Genomic DNA, 13,039 nt, shown 5'->3' with positions numbered 1-13,039 from the left:
TACAGAAGTACACAGATTAGACCTTAAAACCGATCAGTTCAAGGCATTCCTGATGCCAACGATCGCGACAGACGGTCCTGTCAGCGCGGTCTGGACTATTCCGCGCCTGACACAATCACCGGCGCGTCGGTAAACGGTTGAATGCCAAACTCAGGATAAATATCGCTGGGAAAATAGACGTTGCCATCTTTAACCACCATTGAAATCGTCTTGATGGCTTTCAGGTCAGTCGTCGGATCACCCGGGACAAGGAAAAAATCAGCCAGTTTACCCTGCTCAATCGACCCCAGTTCATCGTCCTGTCCCAGGTAACTGGCCATATCAAGCGTCGCCATTTTCAGCACCTCAGCGGCCGTCATGCCAATCTCCTGATAAAGCTCCAGCTCGCGGTGATAGCTAAACGAGCCGCCCAGATCGGTCCCGGGAATAATCACCACACCCTGATCCCGCATTTCGCGCACGGTTTCCAGAATTTTGGCAAAGCCCTGCCGATAGGCAATGTCATCCTCTGGTGAGGCAATTTCAGAACGCGCAGTTCTGGCATTACGCTGAATACCCACGGGCATGTTATCGATGTAGTCCACCATGCCGGGCGCCACCTCGCCATTGCGGGACAGCATCAGGTTTTCATGAATTGCCAGCGTCGGGTCAATGCCCATGCCGCGCTCTCCCATGCTGGAAATGGTCGATTGCACCGCGTCAGAATTGATGTCGATGGCGGGGAATCGCTTCATGGCTGTCAGCCGCAACAAGGTGCGGGTATCTTCGTCAGGTGCCAACACCCAGCCCAGCATGACCTGGTTGATGTGCGTCAGCTCATCGTACCCAGCCGCAATCATGGCATCAGCATTGGTGAAGGCGGGCACGTGACCTGCAACACGCAGACCGCGATCGTGCGCCTCAGTCACCATCGCTGGCACCCATTCTGGCGTCATGCTGTTGTAGATTTTGATCTGATGAAAATCGCCCTGATCGGCATACCAACGCACGGCATCCAGTGCTTCCTCCTGTGTCGACACCAGGATGCCGCTGTTGGAGTTGAACGGGCTTCTGCCCTCGATAAAGCCGCTGCGATGAATGCGCGGCCCGACCAGTCGGCCCGACTCGATTTTATTAATCAGGTCATCAAGCACCTCATTATTGTTGCCCATATCACGAAAGCTTGTGACCCCGGCGGCAATATTAAGCAGGGCACTGCCCTGGCCCGCATGCGCATGCATTTCGTACATTCCGGCCACCAGGGTGCCGCCTGCGCCATCGATCAGAATCTCATCGGCATCCGGCGCCTGTGTCACGTCGTCAATCGATGCGATTCGATTCTCCGCCACCAGCACGGAGACCGGCTCGGAGAGATTCAAGCTGTCCGGATCAAAAACCCTGACGTTATTGATGCGCACCGGTTTATCAAACACGCGGGTGACTTGTTCCTGTATGGTTTCAAAGCGGCGGGTGGCGTATTCGGCAGCCAGGTCACGCAAGCGCTGCTCTTCAGCTTCAAAGCCGGTTCGCACCAGCGCAAATCTTTCGCTCATGGAGGCAAACAGCAGGCCGTCCTCATCCAGCGCAAAGTAACTCGGGTTCAGGTCAATGCCCGACAGCGCATAGGTGGTGACAGCAATGGAAGCGCCATCGCTGCCGGTGACATCCAGGCTCTCAATAGCGTCCAGTTTAAGCTCGCCGGCTGGCAGCACCGCCAGAGTATTTCCCTCAGCAGCCAATAGCAGACGTGCATATACCCACAAGGCATAGGGACTGGACTCCTGGGCGACATACAAATTGGCCTCCGCTAATTCTTCTGCGCTGGCCCCGGTGGTATCTGTCCAGACCGCTCTGCCGCCTTCAATCTCAAAGTCCTCGGCGATGATATTGCCAAAGGTTGTTGCGCCCGTAATATGCCAGCTGCTTGGTAAACCCTGATCATTAAATTCAATGACTTCTTCAACGGATGGGCCGCGACCATTGTTACGGTATTCATAACCCACATTGGTGACGTCGCCGTGTTGCACGTCCATTTGCCCAACCCGCGTCCCCGAGATAATCGCGGTAAACGTCTCAGCGCCGGCAGGCCGCGCAAACGCGGTCTCCTGCGACACCGCAGCGGCCGGTGGTGTGGGTTCCTGCTGCCTGCAGGCGGCCAGTGACAGGACTGCGACGATCATCACGAGTAATGCGCGGCTTCGGCGTTGATAATTCATTGGGGGCTCCGTGAATGGGTGTTTTTCAGCAGCTGCGCGTCGGCGGCATACACTGCATGTGCTGCCGAGCTTAGCGTAACTTCGTCTGCACACCAACGGTTATCAAACTCAGGTCGTTGCCAGACCCAATCGGTATCTGCGGCATCCCTATCCGCTGCGCTGGACAACTCCCTGATCTCGCGATACTTTCTGCTGTACACTTATTCCGACGGACCCTTCGATGAAACCAGTCACCGCGTTAACCACACTTGTGCTCACCTTCGTAGTCACCGCCCTGGCAGTCACGCCGGTGCAGGCCCAGCCGCCGCTTCAGGTGCCCGAATCCGCCCCGGCCCACGTGCAGCCGCTGCCCACGCTGCGTGATCAGGCCACCGAACAGCAGGCCTGGCTGGAAGCACGGGTAGAGAGTGTATTGCCGACCTTGATGCGCGAGTACAACGTCGACATGTGGGTCCTGTCCATGCGCGAGTACGCCGAAGACCCCGTGTTCTGGTCCATCACCGCGCCCACCACCTTCGCCGCCCGGCGCCGTTCCATCTATGTCTTCACACTGCAGCCGGACGACACAGTCGAGCGGCTGGCGCTGGGCGGCGGCGACCAGGGCGGCGTGTTTGAAGCCTATCGTTCCACCCGGCCCGCGCCCACGCAGGAAACCGGCGAACTCGTCGGGGATGAGCAATGGCAGCTGCTGCGCGAACTGATCGAAGACCGCGACCCGGACAGTATTGCGCTGAACATTGATCCAAACTGGGCGTTCTCGGACGGACTGCATGCCGGTGAGAGAGAAGTGCTGGAAGAAGCACTTGGCCCTTATCTGGATCGCGTGGTGCGCGAACCGCGCCTGGCCATGAATTACATCGCACTGCGCATTCCCGAGATGATGCCGCGTTACCGCATGATCATGGAGACCGTGCACGCGGTAATCTCCGAGGCCTTCTCCAGTGTCGTGATCACACCGGGCGAAACCACCACCGACGATGTCCGCTGGTGGCTGCGCCAACGCGTACAGGGGCTGGGCTATCAGGTCTGGTTCCAGCCCTCAGTCGATGTTACGCGGCAGGGCAGCGGTCGCATCAGCGGTGACACCGTCATCCAGCCCGGTGACCTGCTGTGGACCGACTTCGGCGTGGTTGCCATGAACCTGCATACCGACACCCAGCATCTGGGTTATGTACTCAAACCCGGCGAAACTGAAGCGCCCGCCGGTCTGCAGGCCTGCCTGGCCGATTCCAACCGCATGCAGGAACTGCTGCTGGAAGAGATGGAACCCGGCCGCACCGGCAACGACATCCTGGCTTCGACGCTGGCGCGCATCAGCGCCGAAGGCATCACCGGCACGGTCTATACTCACCCCATCGGTGACCACGGCCACGGCGCCGGTCCGCTGATCGGCCGCTGGGACGGGCAGGACGGCGTACCGGTCAGAGGCGATGCCGTTCTATTGCCGTCGACCTGGCACTCCATTGAGTTGCAGGCCACTCGAGCCATTCCCGAGTGGGATGGTGAGGAGGCGAACTGCCGGCAGGAGGAAGAGGCATATCTGGATGCGGAGGGGGAGCGGCATTGGGTGTTTAAGCGGCAGGAGGCGTTTCATCTGGTGTGGTGAGCTGTTTAGCCATGCGGTGCTGCGGGTGCCGGCGCCGCTGGCATCATACTGATTGATATCGGTAGGCAGGATAAGCAGCCTTTCGGAAGCCCCAAGGCATTGCACTGCCGGTATCGATCAGGCCCGCTGTGCTCCAGGTCGCCCATTCTCCACGACAAACGACCGGCCTAGCTATCCAATCAGGCGTCCAAAAGGAATCTGCGCAACTGCATTTCCTCCCGCATGACGTAAACAATCAGAACAACATTGTTTTCCTGACGGTAAAAGATGCGACAGGGCCTGACATATAGCTCCCGGTAGATAGAGCTCGGTAGCTCTGTCGGAACATGTCCCGAATCAGGAAACAACCCAAGCCGATCAACCGCAGAAAATATCCGCTTCACAAAAGCGAAAGCGGCCTCTGGCTTGTCCAATGCAATGTATTGTGCGATTTCTTCCAACTGCTCCAGCGCCGGATCAGTCCATGCTATTTCAGCCACTTCTCCATCCGCTCCCTGGCTTGCTCATGGGAGCTAGTCCTGCCCTCCAGGATAGCCCTTTCTCCTCTGGATAATCCTTCCAGCAGCGCCAGCCTGCGTTGCATAAATTCGTAGTCCTGCACATCAACCAGGTACGCGGACGGCTGACCATGCTCGGTAATCAGGACAGCCTCCTTGCTTTGGTGCAAGTCAGCAAGGATCCTGGTCGCTTGACGCTTTAGATTGGTTACTAGTTCAACTTTCATGCGGCGACTCCCCTAAAGTGTCACTATAGTATCACTTTGTTTGCGCATGTGACTATTCGGTGGGCTATCTCATTTCCAATCTGAGTTTTACCATTCGGTAAGACGACAAGAGCATGACAATAGTGAATAGGCCCACCGGCGACTAACCACATGAGATCTGTGGTGTTGAACTGGACTTCCGGCGATTTCAGGGCTACTGTTGTCCTCCTCTAACACACTGATACACCGAGGTTTTCATGCGTGGCGCGTTAATTGTTGTCTTGCCCTTCATTCTTGTCGCCTGCGAGCGGGCAGCCACACCGATTACCGACGGGTCCGGTGAACAACTGACCATCGAGCGTCTCTACGGCTCGCCAGATCTGACCGGCCCAACTGCCCGCAATGTGCAGTTCTCACCCGATGGCAGTCGCATCAGCTTCCTGCGCGCAAAAGACAATGACCGCACCGTGCAGGATTTGTGGGCAATGGATGTTGCCACCGGCGAGGCCTACTTGCTGGTCGATGCGCGCCAGCTGGTACCAGAAGAGCGCGAGCTGACGGAGGCTGAAATCCAGTTCCGCGAGCGATCGCGCATCACCTCTTCCGGGGTGGTGACCTATCAATGGGACGAAACCGGCGCAGCGGTTCTGGTGCCTCTGGACGGCGATGTGTTCTACGTCGATGTGGAAAGTACACAAACCCGCCGCCTGACCGAAACCGAGGCGTTTGAGACCGACGCCAAGGTCAGTCCAAACGGCGGTTTCGTCTCCTTTATCCGCGACCAGAATCTATGGATACATGATCTGTCTACCGGGGAAGAGCGTGCCCTGACGACCGAAGGCGGCGGTGTCATCAGCTGGGGCATGGCCGAGTTTGTTGCCCAGGAAGAGATGAGCCGCTACACCGGTTACTGGTGGTCGCCCGATGACAGTCGCATCGCGGTTGCTCGAGTTGATGAAAGCCCGGTGATGGTGGTGGAGCGCTTCGGCATTTCTGCCGACGCCGTTTCGGTGTCAGAACAGCGGTATCCGCGGGCCGGCACGCCAAATGCCCTGGTGACACTGCACGTCATCGACCTTGGCTCTCGCGGAATCGGTGAGGCCTCTGGCGACATGAGTGAGATAGCCGAGATGGATCTGGGCAGCAACACTGACATCTACCTCAGCCGCGTCAACTGGAGCGAGTCTGGCGAGACCTTATGGGTGCAGCGACAGAATCGGGCGCAGACGCAGTGGGACCTGCTTGCACTTGATCCGCGCACGGGTGCTGAAGACACAACACGACGTATCACAGAGCAGGCAGATACCTGGATCAATCTGGCGCACGATCTGCAAACACTTGCCGGGGGCAGTCTGCTCTATCTCAGCGAACAATCTGGCTTTCGCCATATCCGTCATGTCGGCGCAGATGGCTTAGCCCGCGATATCACATCGGGTGAGTGGGTGGTCGATAGCCTGGAAGCCGTCGACGAGGACGCGGGTATTGTCTGGTTCTCCGGCTGGAGGGACACACCACTGGAACGCCACCTGTACTCAGTGAACCTGGATGGCGGCGAACCGCAGCGGATTACGTCTGGCGAAGGACGCTGGAACGTATCGGTCGGTGCTGGCGGGTCAGGCTTTATCGGCACCTACTCCGACATCGACACCCCACCCAACACCGGGCTGTATTCCATTGCAGGTGAACGCATTGCCTGGGTGGAGGAAAACCCACTGAATCAGGCTCATCCTTACGCGCCTTATCTGGCGCGTCATGTCCGACCCGAGTATGGCACGCTGACGGCCGCAGACGGGCAGACCGAACTGCACTGGCAGATGTACCGGCCGGACCACTGCACTGCAGCGACGCCCTGTCCGGCCATTGTTCAGGTGTATGGCGGGCCAGGCGTACAGACTGTCACCAGGGGATGGCAGTCACTGCGCGATCAGATTCTTGCCCAGTCCGGCTACGTGCTTTTTAAGGTCGATAACCGGGGCAGTTCAAACCGCGGCCATGCCTTTGAAGCGCCGCTGCATCTGCGCATGGGTATTCTTGAAGTTGAGGACCAGCTGGCCGGGCTGGACTGGCTGCAGGCGCGCGATTTTGTGGACGCCGACAGGGTGGGTCTGTGGGGCTGGTCCTATGGCGGCTACATGACATTGATGACCACGCTGCAGGCGCCGGGCAGGTTTGCCGCAGGCATTGCCGGGGCGCCGGTTACGGACTGGGCGCTATACGACACACACTACACCGAACGCTTCATGTCGACCCCGCAGGACAATGCCGAAGGGTATGACGCCGGCTCGGTCTTTGCCCACCTTGATGGTTACCAGACCCCTCTGCTGATTATTCACGGCATGGCGGATGACAACGTGACGTTTGATCACTCCACCCGATTGTTCGCAGAGCTGCAAGAGCGCGGCCAGGTGTTCGAGATGATGACCTACCCGGGCCAGCGCCACGGCATCCGTCCGCCCCCTCTGCAGACTCACTTGCTCAGAACGCAAATGGCGTTTTTTAACCGGTACTTGCGCGGCGAAAACAACGAAGGCAATTCAATGTAAGAGGAGGGTAACAGAAATGATGGTGCCAAGAGAGACTCTTGAAAAGTCTATAAGCAATTGAATTACATTAATTAATTTAGTTAGAGTTTGTGGTAATGTTACTATTTGTGTTACTTAAAATCCGAGCTGAAATGAGCCCTTCATCACCTGGGTTCCAGTCCTCAATTTACCAATCCGTCGTTGACGTAAGCGTGCCCAATTTTGCTTTGTAAATTAAGTTGACGGTCGCGTAATTGGTAATTCATCGTGCTCCACTTTATGTCATTGTAGAATACGAGTCCGTGGAAGCGTTTATAGCTTGAACTGCTGTTTGATCCTTCATGGGGCATTCTAGAGCTTGCTGGCTCTGTCGTAATCCCTCCTTCTAGCCTCAGTGTGCCAGCGGCAACCCATCCCACGTGGTGCAGCGCGCTGAAAGGCGCTCCCGGCTCATCCGCCATGTATGATCCGTAACTTGACTCGCCAGCCAGACTTTATGGCTCTTCGAGTTAATGGCATCCATCAGATTCATAAAGGCCGCGCAGTTGCCATTTGCCTCAGCAGATTGCGGCGGTAAATACGGGGACAACTTGACGTTTGTCGAAAGGACGGTATCCTTCTTCACCTTGAGGAGATGCAGATGACGAGAACCGCCCGAAACCGTGACTTTAAGAAAGCTAGGCAAGCGAAGAAGGATGAGTTCTACACCTCACTTAGCGATATTGAGCTTGAGCTGAAGCACTACACGAGCCACTTTAAGGACAAAGTTGTCTACTGCAACTGTGACGATCCGCGATCCAGTAATTTCTTTCGCTATTTTTCCACCAATTTCAAGAAACTCGGCCTGAAGAAGCTCGTCACCACCTGCTATAGAAGCCAAGACGCTAACCTCTTCGGGCAGAAGGGCTCTGATCAAGCTGTCTACCTAGAGTATACCGGCGGCAAGAATGGCAATAGCATCCCGAGTGCTGAGGAAATCGGCATTAAGCTGCTCACTGGCGACGGCGACTTCCGCAGCGGTGAGAGTGTCGAACTGCTCAAACAGGCCGACATAGTGGTAACCAACCCGCCTTTCTCGCTATTCCGGGAATATGTCGCCCAGCTGGTCGAGTACGATAAGAAGTTCGTGATCATCGGCAACATGAATGCCGTGACCTATACAGAGATCTTTCCGCTCTTCCAGGAAAACTTGATTTGGTATGGCCCCAGTGTACGCAGCGGTGACCGTGAGTTCCGTGTGCCGGACGATTACCCCATCACGGCGGCTGGATCGAGAGTCGACGAGCACGGCAACAAATATATCCGCGTAAAGGGCGTCCGCTGGTTCACCAATCTCGATTATCCCGGCCGGCACGAGAACTTGGATCTTCAGAGGCGCTACTGCCCAGATGAATATCCGAAATATGCTAACTTCGACGGGATTGAGGTCAGCAAGACCATGGACATTCCGTACGATTACGATGGTCCCATGGGGGTGCCTATTACCTTCCTCGACAAGTACAGCCCAGATCAGTTCGACATTCTCGGCTCCAGCAAAACCCTCAGCCGGCCAATGTCGCAGGTAGCGAAGAAGGGGGCCTATCAGCAGGGCGGACCCCGTTTCTATCTCCCAAAAGGCGATGGCACCTACCGCCGGATGTACGAGCGCGTAGTTGTTAGAAATAAAAGTCGTGACTGCCAGAGCAGCAGAGAGTAGTTATGTCGTATCGCTACCTAGGTAACAAGACGCGGCTGGTCGATTGGATTGTCGGGGAGGTCACGCGTGTACTCCCGGCGGGCTCATCGATTGCTGACCCGATGTGCGGCACAGCTTCTGTTTCATTGGCTCTGGCCCGTGTCGGCTACTCAGTCACCGCAGCCGATGCACTAACCTTCCCCGTCATTCACGCACGAACACGTCTGCTCGCGAAGCAGGCTCCGGCCTTCAAATCCCTAGGCGGCTACTACAAGGCGCTGGATTGGATGCTCTCGGCTACGCCCGTAGAGGGCTATTTTTTCCAAGAGTTTGGCGAGGCCGGCAAGCCCGCGAACGGGCGTGCTCCGCGCCTCTATTTCTCGGCGGTCAACGCCGCGCACATCGACGGTATCCGAGACGGCATCCGCAAACTGGCCGCAACCGGTGCCATCACCGAGATCGAGCACAGCGTGCTGCTCCATCATCTGATTCTGGCCACTAATAAGGTCGCTAACATTAGCGGCACCTACGGGTATTTCCTGAGCAAGCTCTCCCAACCTTCCCTTCAACCGCTAACATTCGGCGCGATCGAGTTTGAGCGAACACCTGGTAATCACACAGTGCTGCACGGACCGATTGAAGAGCACGCTTCGTCTCTCCGCGTCGATGCGGTTTACCTCGACCCGCCTTACACCAAGCGACAGTATGCCGGAAACTATCATGTCCTTGAGACAATAGCTCGCGAGGACGAACCAGTAGCTGCCGGCGACGGCGGGCTGCGGCCGTGGAGGGAGCAGGCGTCTGACTTTTGCTACCGGCGTAGCGCCGGCCAGGCATTCCGTGAGACGCTTAAGCGGCTAGATGTACCACACGTGTTCATCTCCTATAGCCAGGACGGCCAAGTTCATGAGGAGGAGCTGTTAGCCATCCTGAGCGACTTCGGCAAGGTCACTCTACACGAGCATCCGCATGTCCGGTACCGCAGCAATGCCGGAGTCAAGGATGGATCTGTGCTTGAGCATCTATACCACATCGAGGCCTTTTAACCATGGCGGAAAAACAGAATATCGATCGCATTTGGTGGCGGAATGTCCAGCCGGGCGAGTTCTACAACATAGAGCGATACCATCGGATCAAGAGCGGCGGTGGCTCCCTCTACATCGAAATCCCGAACTCGATGGTTGTTGCGACCCTCAGCTTCCTCGGTGTTACCGGAGCCAACGTGGATGAATTGCCGATCATCACCATCGATGCCGGTGTCGTCGGCCAGCCAGGTGAGTCGGGTCCGATCGAATTCCATAAGAAGAAGGGCGGTCGGATGCGTATCGCGCGTCAGAACCGGCAACAGCCGGGCTCCCAACGCCATCCAGCCTGGGTCGCGGCGCGAGGCTTTCCAACCGCACCCGACGGCGTCGGCAGCACGCAGGAGGCCCTCTCGTACTTCCCTGAAGGCGGGCTCCGTATCTACATCGCGAAGACCATCGAAGGCGACTACTACGCCGGTTTTACGCAGGGGCCGAGGCCAGCGAGCATGAAACGCAACGATCCGACATGGGATTTATACCCAGAAGGCATAGCTGTGGGTGGCGTAATCAATGCGGAAGGAGATAGGTCATGACTAACAAGATCGACGATATCCTGTCCTCCTGGAGTGCAGGCAGGAACGCGCTTCTCTATGGACCGCCGGCCACTGGGAAGACCCGGCTAATTAGCGAGCTTTTTGATGCTCTGAACAACCCGCCGAAGGCTCATAAAGGCATACTCCTCGACGTCGCCGACGCCGCGAAGCCTTTCAGTAGGCCTGAACAGGAAATCACGATCCCGCAACCGATCAAGGTGGTGTGGACTACATTCCATCAGTCCTACGGCTACGAGGACTTTGTGATGGGGCTGCGGCCAGAAATCACCGACACCGGCACCCGTCTCCAGCCGTGGGCTGGGATCTTCCTCGACGCCGCGCTTGAGCTCGCCGACTCTGAATCCGAGTACAAATCGGTTGTGATTTTCATCGACGAGATCAACCGGGGCAATGCCGCTCGCATTTTCGGCGAATTCATGACCTTCTTAGACTTTGATTACCGGGATGGCGGGCTCGTTCCCCTACCGCTTCCACTTCGACAGCTGACCTACGAGGAAGGCCAAAGTGAGGAGATCAGCCGCCCTGGTGGCAAGTCCGCCTCGATTCCCGAGGGATTCACGTTCCCGAGGCATATCTACATTGTCTCGACGATGAACAGCGTAGACCGAGCAGCCGTGCCCATCGACAGCGCCCTTGCGCGTCGGTTCAATCGGATCGAGATGCGCCCCAGCCTCAGCGTCCTCGCCCAGCTCTGGGATCTGGACGAGACCACTATCCCTGCACCGACCGATGCAAACTGGGAAACGCTCAGCCCGTTCGTAACCAGCTACCTCCTCCTCGACCGACTGAACGTCGCCGTCTCCACCGACCTAGGTCGCGAATTCGAGTTCGGCCACGGTCTTCTCACACCGGTATTGGCTAAGAAAACTGCAGACGACGGGACCATACAGCCCGTCGAGGAAAACGATGCCTGGCGCAGCCTCGCCAAGACCTGGGACGAGATGCTGTTCCCCCAGCTTGAGGACAGGTATTCAGGTCGGCCTCAGCAGTTGCTCGATCTCCTACACGTCGACACTGCGCCGCCAGCCGGCGGCTACGCTTGGACGTTACGAACTAACCTGGGCAGCACTGTCGCAGCTAGTACCCTTGCGCCCGTCCGGGTTAGCGAACTCGACATCGAAGTCATCAAGAGGTCCTTCAGGTGGCTGACGCGCTGACAGCCCCGGCGCGAATAGAGCTCCAAGAATACGGCGTACCAGTCGTTCACCCTGCTGAGGATCTCGATCTCCGCTTGCTGGCAGAGGCGAACAAACGCTGGAGTAGAGCACTGGGACTCTCAGTTGATCCTGTCCGGGTGATGGACATGGACAATGGGTTCGTGAAGCTTCGAGCAGAAGGGGTAACAGGTGTCGTCCGAATTGGCGGTACCGATATCGAGATCGCGCCGAAGTTTCTGAGTACCGCTAATGGCAGCTGGCAGGCGGTGTTGTGGCGAATTCTCACGGTCGTCGAGGGCGGTCACGTCGACGACAACCTGACGAGCGCCAATCATCTTACGTCACTATCCATGCCTGACTTACTCGCTGAGATGTTCCTCGCGTCTTACGCCAAGGGCGCAGCTCGCGGTCTTCCGCGCGGATATGTTGCGGAGAAAGCAGCTGGCTTTACGCTTCGGGGGAATCTGGACACCTCGCGACTTGGTGAGTGGGTGGCGCGTCCGTGGGAGCTTCCCTACGTCGCTGATCTCTTGACTGATGACAATGCTTTGGCTCGGCTGCTGCGCTGGTCTGCTGAGTGTCTGGCTGCAACAGTGAAAGAACCTGGACGAGCCCGGGCAGTGCGCGAGATAGCGGCCAGCCTTAACCATGTTGGCAGACAACCTCCTCACCTCTTCGACGCGCAACGAAATGTACTCGGCCTCCAGCACCAAGGACTGGAGGCCGCTCGGATGGTCGGGCTGTTGCTTTTGGAGGGAGCTGGTGTCCACCACGCCGCCGGGCACCAAGCGTTGTCCGGTTTCCTGTGGAACTCAGACGTTATTTACGAAAACTACGTCTACTGGTTGTGCCAGCGCGCGGCTAGTCAGCGCGGCAAACGAATCCAGAAGGGTGTACTCAAGTTTGGAGAGATAATCGCTGGAGAAGGGAGTAGATTGGAAACTGTACCGGATGTGATTTTCCGAGACAGCCGGGGTATCCCTGTCGCTGTCACCGACTCCAAATATAAGCGTCTAGGCTCGAGACCGAAAGCGGCAGACACTTATCAGGTGTTGACTGCGGGTCATGTCCTCGGCTGTCAACGGGTCTCGTTGACCTATCCGGTCGCTGTGAATCGAGAGCCGACAATATGGCGGGTGCTGTCGGCTTTGGGAGGCAGTGATATAGAGTTAACCGTACTGCCAATCAATCTGATGGCGTTAACGCTGCCCGAAGGGCAAGGCGCATTAATCGATACAATCAGTGTCTGGCTGGACGGAGAATTGTTCGATAAAGCCTGATTGAATCGCCACCAATACTTAATACCGCTCAGCAGTATTTCAATGGTCGGAACAAAGACTCTGCATAGGCGTTGTCGTTGCGCGCTATCGGTCCCTGTACTACAACATCACACTCTGCTCGTGTAGTTTTATTCTCCATCTCTGAGGCTTCATTGGCGAATCAATATCGGAATCAAGAGCTAGCTGCATGTTAAAACACTGCTTACTTCTAGTTGACCGTGATAAACCGAACATTACCCATTCGCCAACGACGTGTCCGGTT

11 protein-coding genes are annotated in these 13,039 nt (G+C 57.0%); 7 read left to right on the top strand and 4 right to left on the bottom strand.

Annotated elements, in window-relative coordinates:
* Window positions 1–95: 95 nt before the first annotated feature.
* Window positions 96–2,195, bottom strand: a complete 2,100-nt coding sequence (locus PHACT_RS06115; RefSeq protein WP_070116373.1) for an amidohydrolase family protein — start codon at window positions 2,193–2,195, stop codon at window positions 96–98.
* Between the two features lie 313 nt (window positions 2,196–2,508).
* Here PHACT_RS06115 and PHACT_RS06110 point away from each other — a divergent pair, with 313 nt between their 5' ends.
* Complete coding sequence (locus PHACT_RS06110) at window positions 2,509–3,801, top strand: M24 family metallopeptidase (protein ID WP_169819406.1); 1,293 nt, start codon at window positions 2,509–2,511, stop codon at window positions 3,799–3,801.
* Window positions 3,802–3,980: 179 nt separating this feature from the next.
* Here the strand turns inward: PHACT_RS06110 and PHACT_RS06105 are convergent, their stop codons facing one another.
* Both PHACT_RS06105 and PHACT_RS06100 read right to left on the bottom strand, forming a co-directional pair.
* Window positions 3,981–4,280 carry a type II toxin-antitoxin system RelE/ParE family toxin gene (locus PHACT_RS06105; protein WP_070118188.1) on the bottom strand — a complete coding sequence of 100 codons (300 nt, stop codon included), beginning with the start codon at window positions 4,278–4,280 and terminating at the stop codon, window positions 3,981–3,983.
* Window positions 4,268–4,525, bottom strand: coding sequence for a type II toxin-antitoxin system Phd/YefM family antitoxin (locus tag PHACT_RS06100; RefSeq protein ID WP_070116371.1), 258 nt, complete (start codon window positions 4,523–4,525; stop codon window positions 4,268–4,270). The genes PHACT_RS06105 and PHACT_RS06100 overlap by 13 nt, the downstream gene beginning before the upstream one ends.
* Before the next feature lie 236 nt (window positions 4,526–4,761).
* Here PHACT_RS06100 and PHACT_RS06095 point away from each other — a divergent pair, with 236 nt between their 5' ends.
* Complete coding sequence (locus PHACT_RS06095) at window positions 4,762–7,047, top strand: S9 family peptidase (RefSeq protein ID WP_070116370.1); 2,286 nt, start codon at window positions 4,762–4,764, stop codon at window positions 7,045–7,047.
* Between the two features lie 370 nt (window positions 7,048–7,417).
* Here the strand turns inward: PHACT_RS06095 and PHACT_RS16760 are convergent, their stop codons facing one another.
* Entirely contained in the window at window positions 7,418–7,558 is a 141-nt protein-coding gene (locus tag PHACT_RS16760; RefSeq protein WP_397389517.1) for a DUF4113 domain-containing protein, read from the bottom strand.
* A gap of 108 nt (window positions 7,559–7,666) precedes the next feature.
* Between PHACT_RS16760 and PHACT_RS06090 the strand changes: the two genes are divergently transcribed.
* From PHACT_RS06090 to PHACT_RS06070, 5 genes are read left to right on the top strand one after another with little or no spacing between them, the layout of a single operon-like run.
* Window positions 7,667–8,722, top strand: coding sequence for an adenine-specific methyltransferase EcoRI family protein (locus PHACT_RS06090; RefSeq protein WP_070116369.1), 1,056 nt, complete (start codon window positions 7,667–7,669; stop codon window positions 8,720–8,722).
* Between the two features lie 2 nt (window positions 8,723–8,724).
* Window positions 8,725–9,747 carry a DNA adenine methylase gene (locus PHACT_RS06085; protein ID WP_070116368.1) on the top strand — a complete coding sequence of 341 codons (1,023 nt, stop codon included), beginning with the start codon at window positions 8,725–8,727 and terminating at the stop codon, window positions 9,745–9,747.
* A 2-nt stretch (window positions 9,748–9,749) separates the two neighbouring features.
* Window positions 9,750–10,319, top strand: coding sequence for a hypothetical protein (locus PHACT_RS06080; RefSeq protein WP_070116367.1), 570 nt, complete (start codon window positions 9,750–9,752; stop codon window positions 10,317–10,319).
* Window positions 10,316–11,497 carry an AAA family ATPase gene (locus PHACT_RS06075; protein ID WP_070116366.1) on the top strand — a complete coding sequence of 394 codons (1,182 nt, stop codon included), beginning with the start codon at window positions 10,316–10,318 and terminating at the stop codon, window positions 11,495–11,497. The genes PHACT_RS06080 and PHACT_RS06075 overlap by 4 nt, the downstream gene beginning before the upstream one ends.
* Window positions 11,482–12,777 carry a 5-methylcytosine restriction system specificity protein McrC gene (locus PHACT_RS06070; protein WP_070116365.1) on the top strand — a complete coding sequence of 432 codons (1,296 nt, stop codon included), beginning with the start codon at window positions 11,482–11,484 and terminating at the stop codon, window positions 12,775–12,777. Before PHACT_RS06075 ends, PHACT_RS06070 begins: the two co-directional genes overlap by 16 nt.
* Window positions 12,778–13,039: the final 262 nt, after the last annotated feature.

The sequence above is a fragment of the Pseudohongiella acticola genome, from assembly GCF_001758195.1.
In the GTDB taxonomy this organism is placed as follows: Bacteria; Pseudomonadota; Gammaproteobacteria; order Pseudomonadales; family Pseudohongiellaceae; genus Pseudohongiella; species Pseudohongiella acticola.
The sequence above is the reverse complement of the archived record's forward strand: the minus strand, read 5'-3'. Positions and strand labels throughout refer to the sequence as shown.

Excerpts from the sequence above, each read along its gene's own strand:
- PHACT_RS06090 (WP_070116369.1), top strand. The coding sequence starts at position 7,667 with ATGACGAGAACCGCCCGAAACCGTGACTTTAAGAAAGCTAGGCAAGCG.
- PHACT_RS06075 (WP_070116366.1), top strand. The coding sequence starts at position 10,316 with ATGACTAACAAGATCGACGATATCCTGTCCTCCTGGAGTGCAGGCAGG.
- PHACT_RS06095 (WP_070116370.1), top strand. The coding sequence starts at position 4,762 with ATGCGTGGCGCGTTAATTGTTGTCTTGCCCTTCATTCTTGTCGCCTGC.
- PHACT_RS06085 (WP_070116368.1), top strand. The coding sequence starts at position 8,725 with ATGTCGTATCGCTACCTAGGTAACAAGACGCGGCTGGTCGATTGGATT.
- PHACT_RS06115 (WP_070116373.1), bottom strand. The coding sequence starts at position 2,195 with ATGAATTATCAACGCCGAAGCCGCGCATTACTCGTGATGATCGTCGCA.
- PHACT_RS06080 (WP_070116367.1), top strand. The coding sequence starts at position 9,750 with ATGGCGGAAAAACAGAATATCGATCGCATTTGGTGGCGGAATGTCCAG.
- PHACT_RS06100 (WP_070116371.1), bottom strand. The coding sequence starts at position 4,525 with ATGAAAGTTGAACTAGTAACCAATCTAAAGCGTCAAGCGACCAGGATC.
- PHACT_RS16760 (WP_397389517.1), bottom strand. The coding sequence starts at position 7,558 with ATGAATCTGATGGATGCCATTAACTCGAAGAGCCATAAAGTCTGGCTG.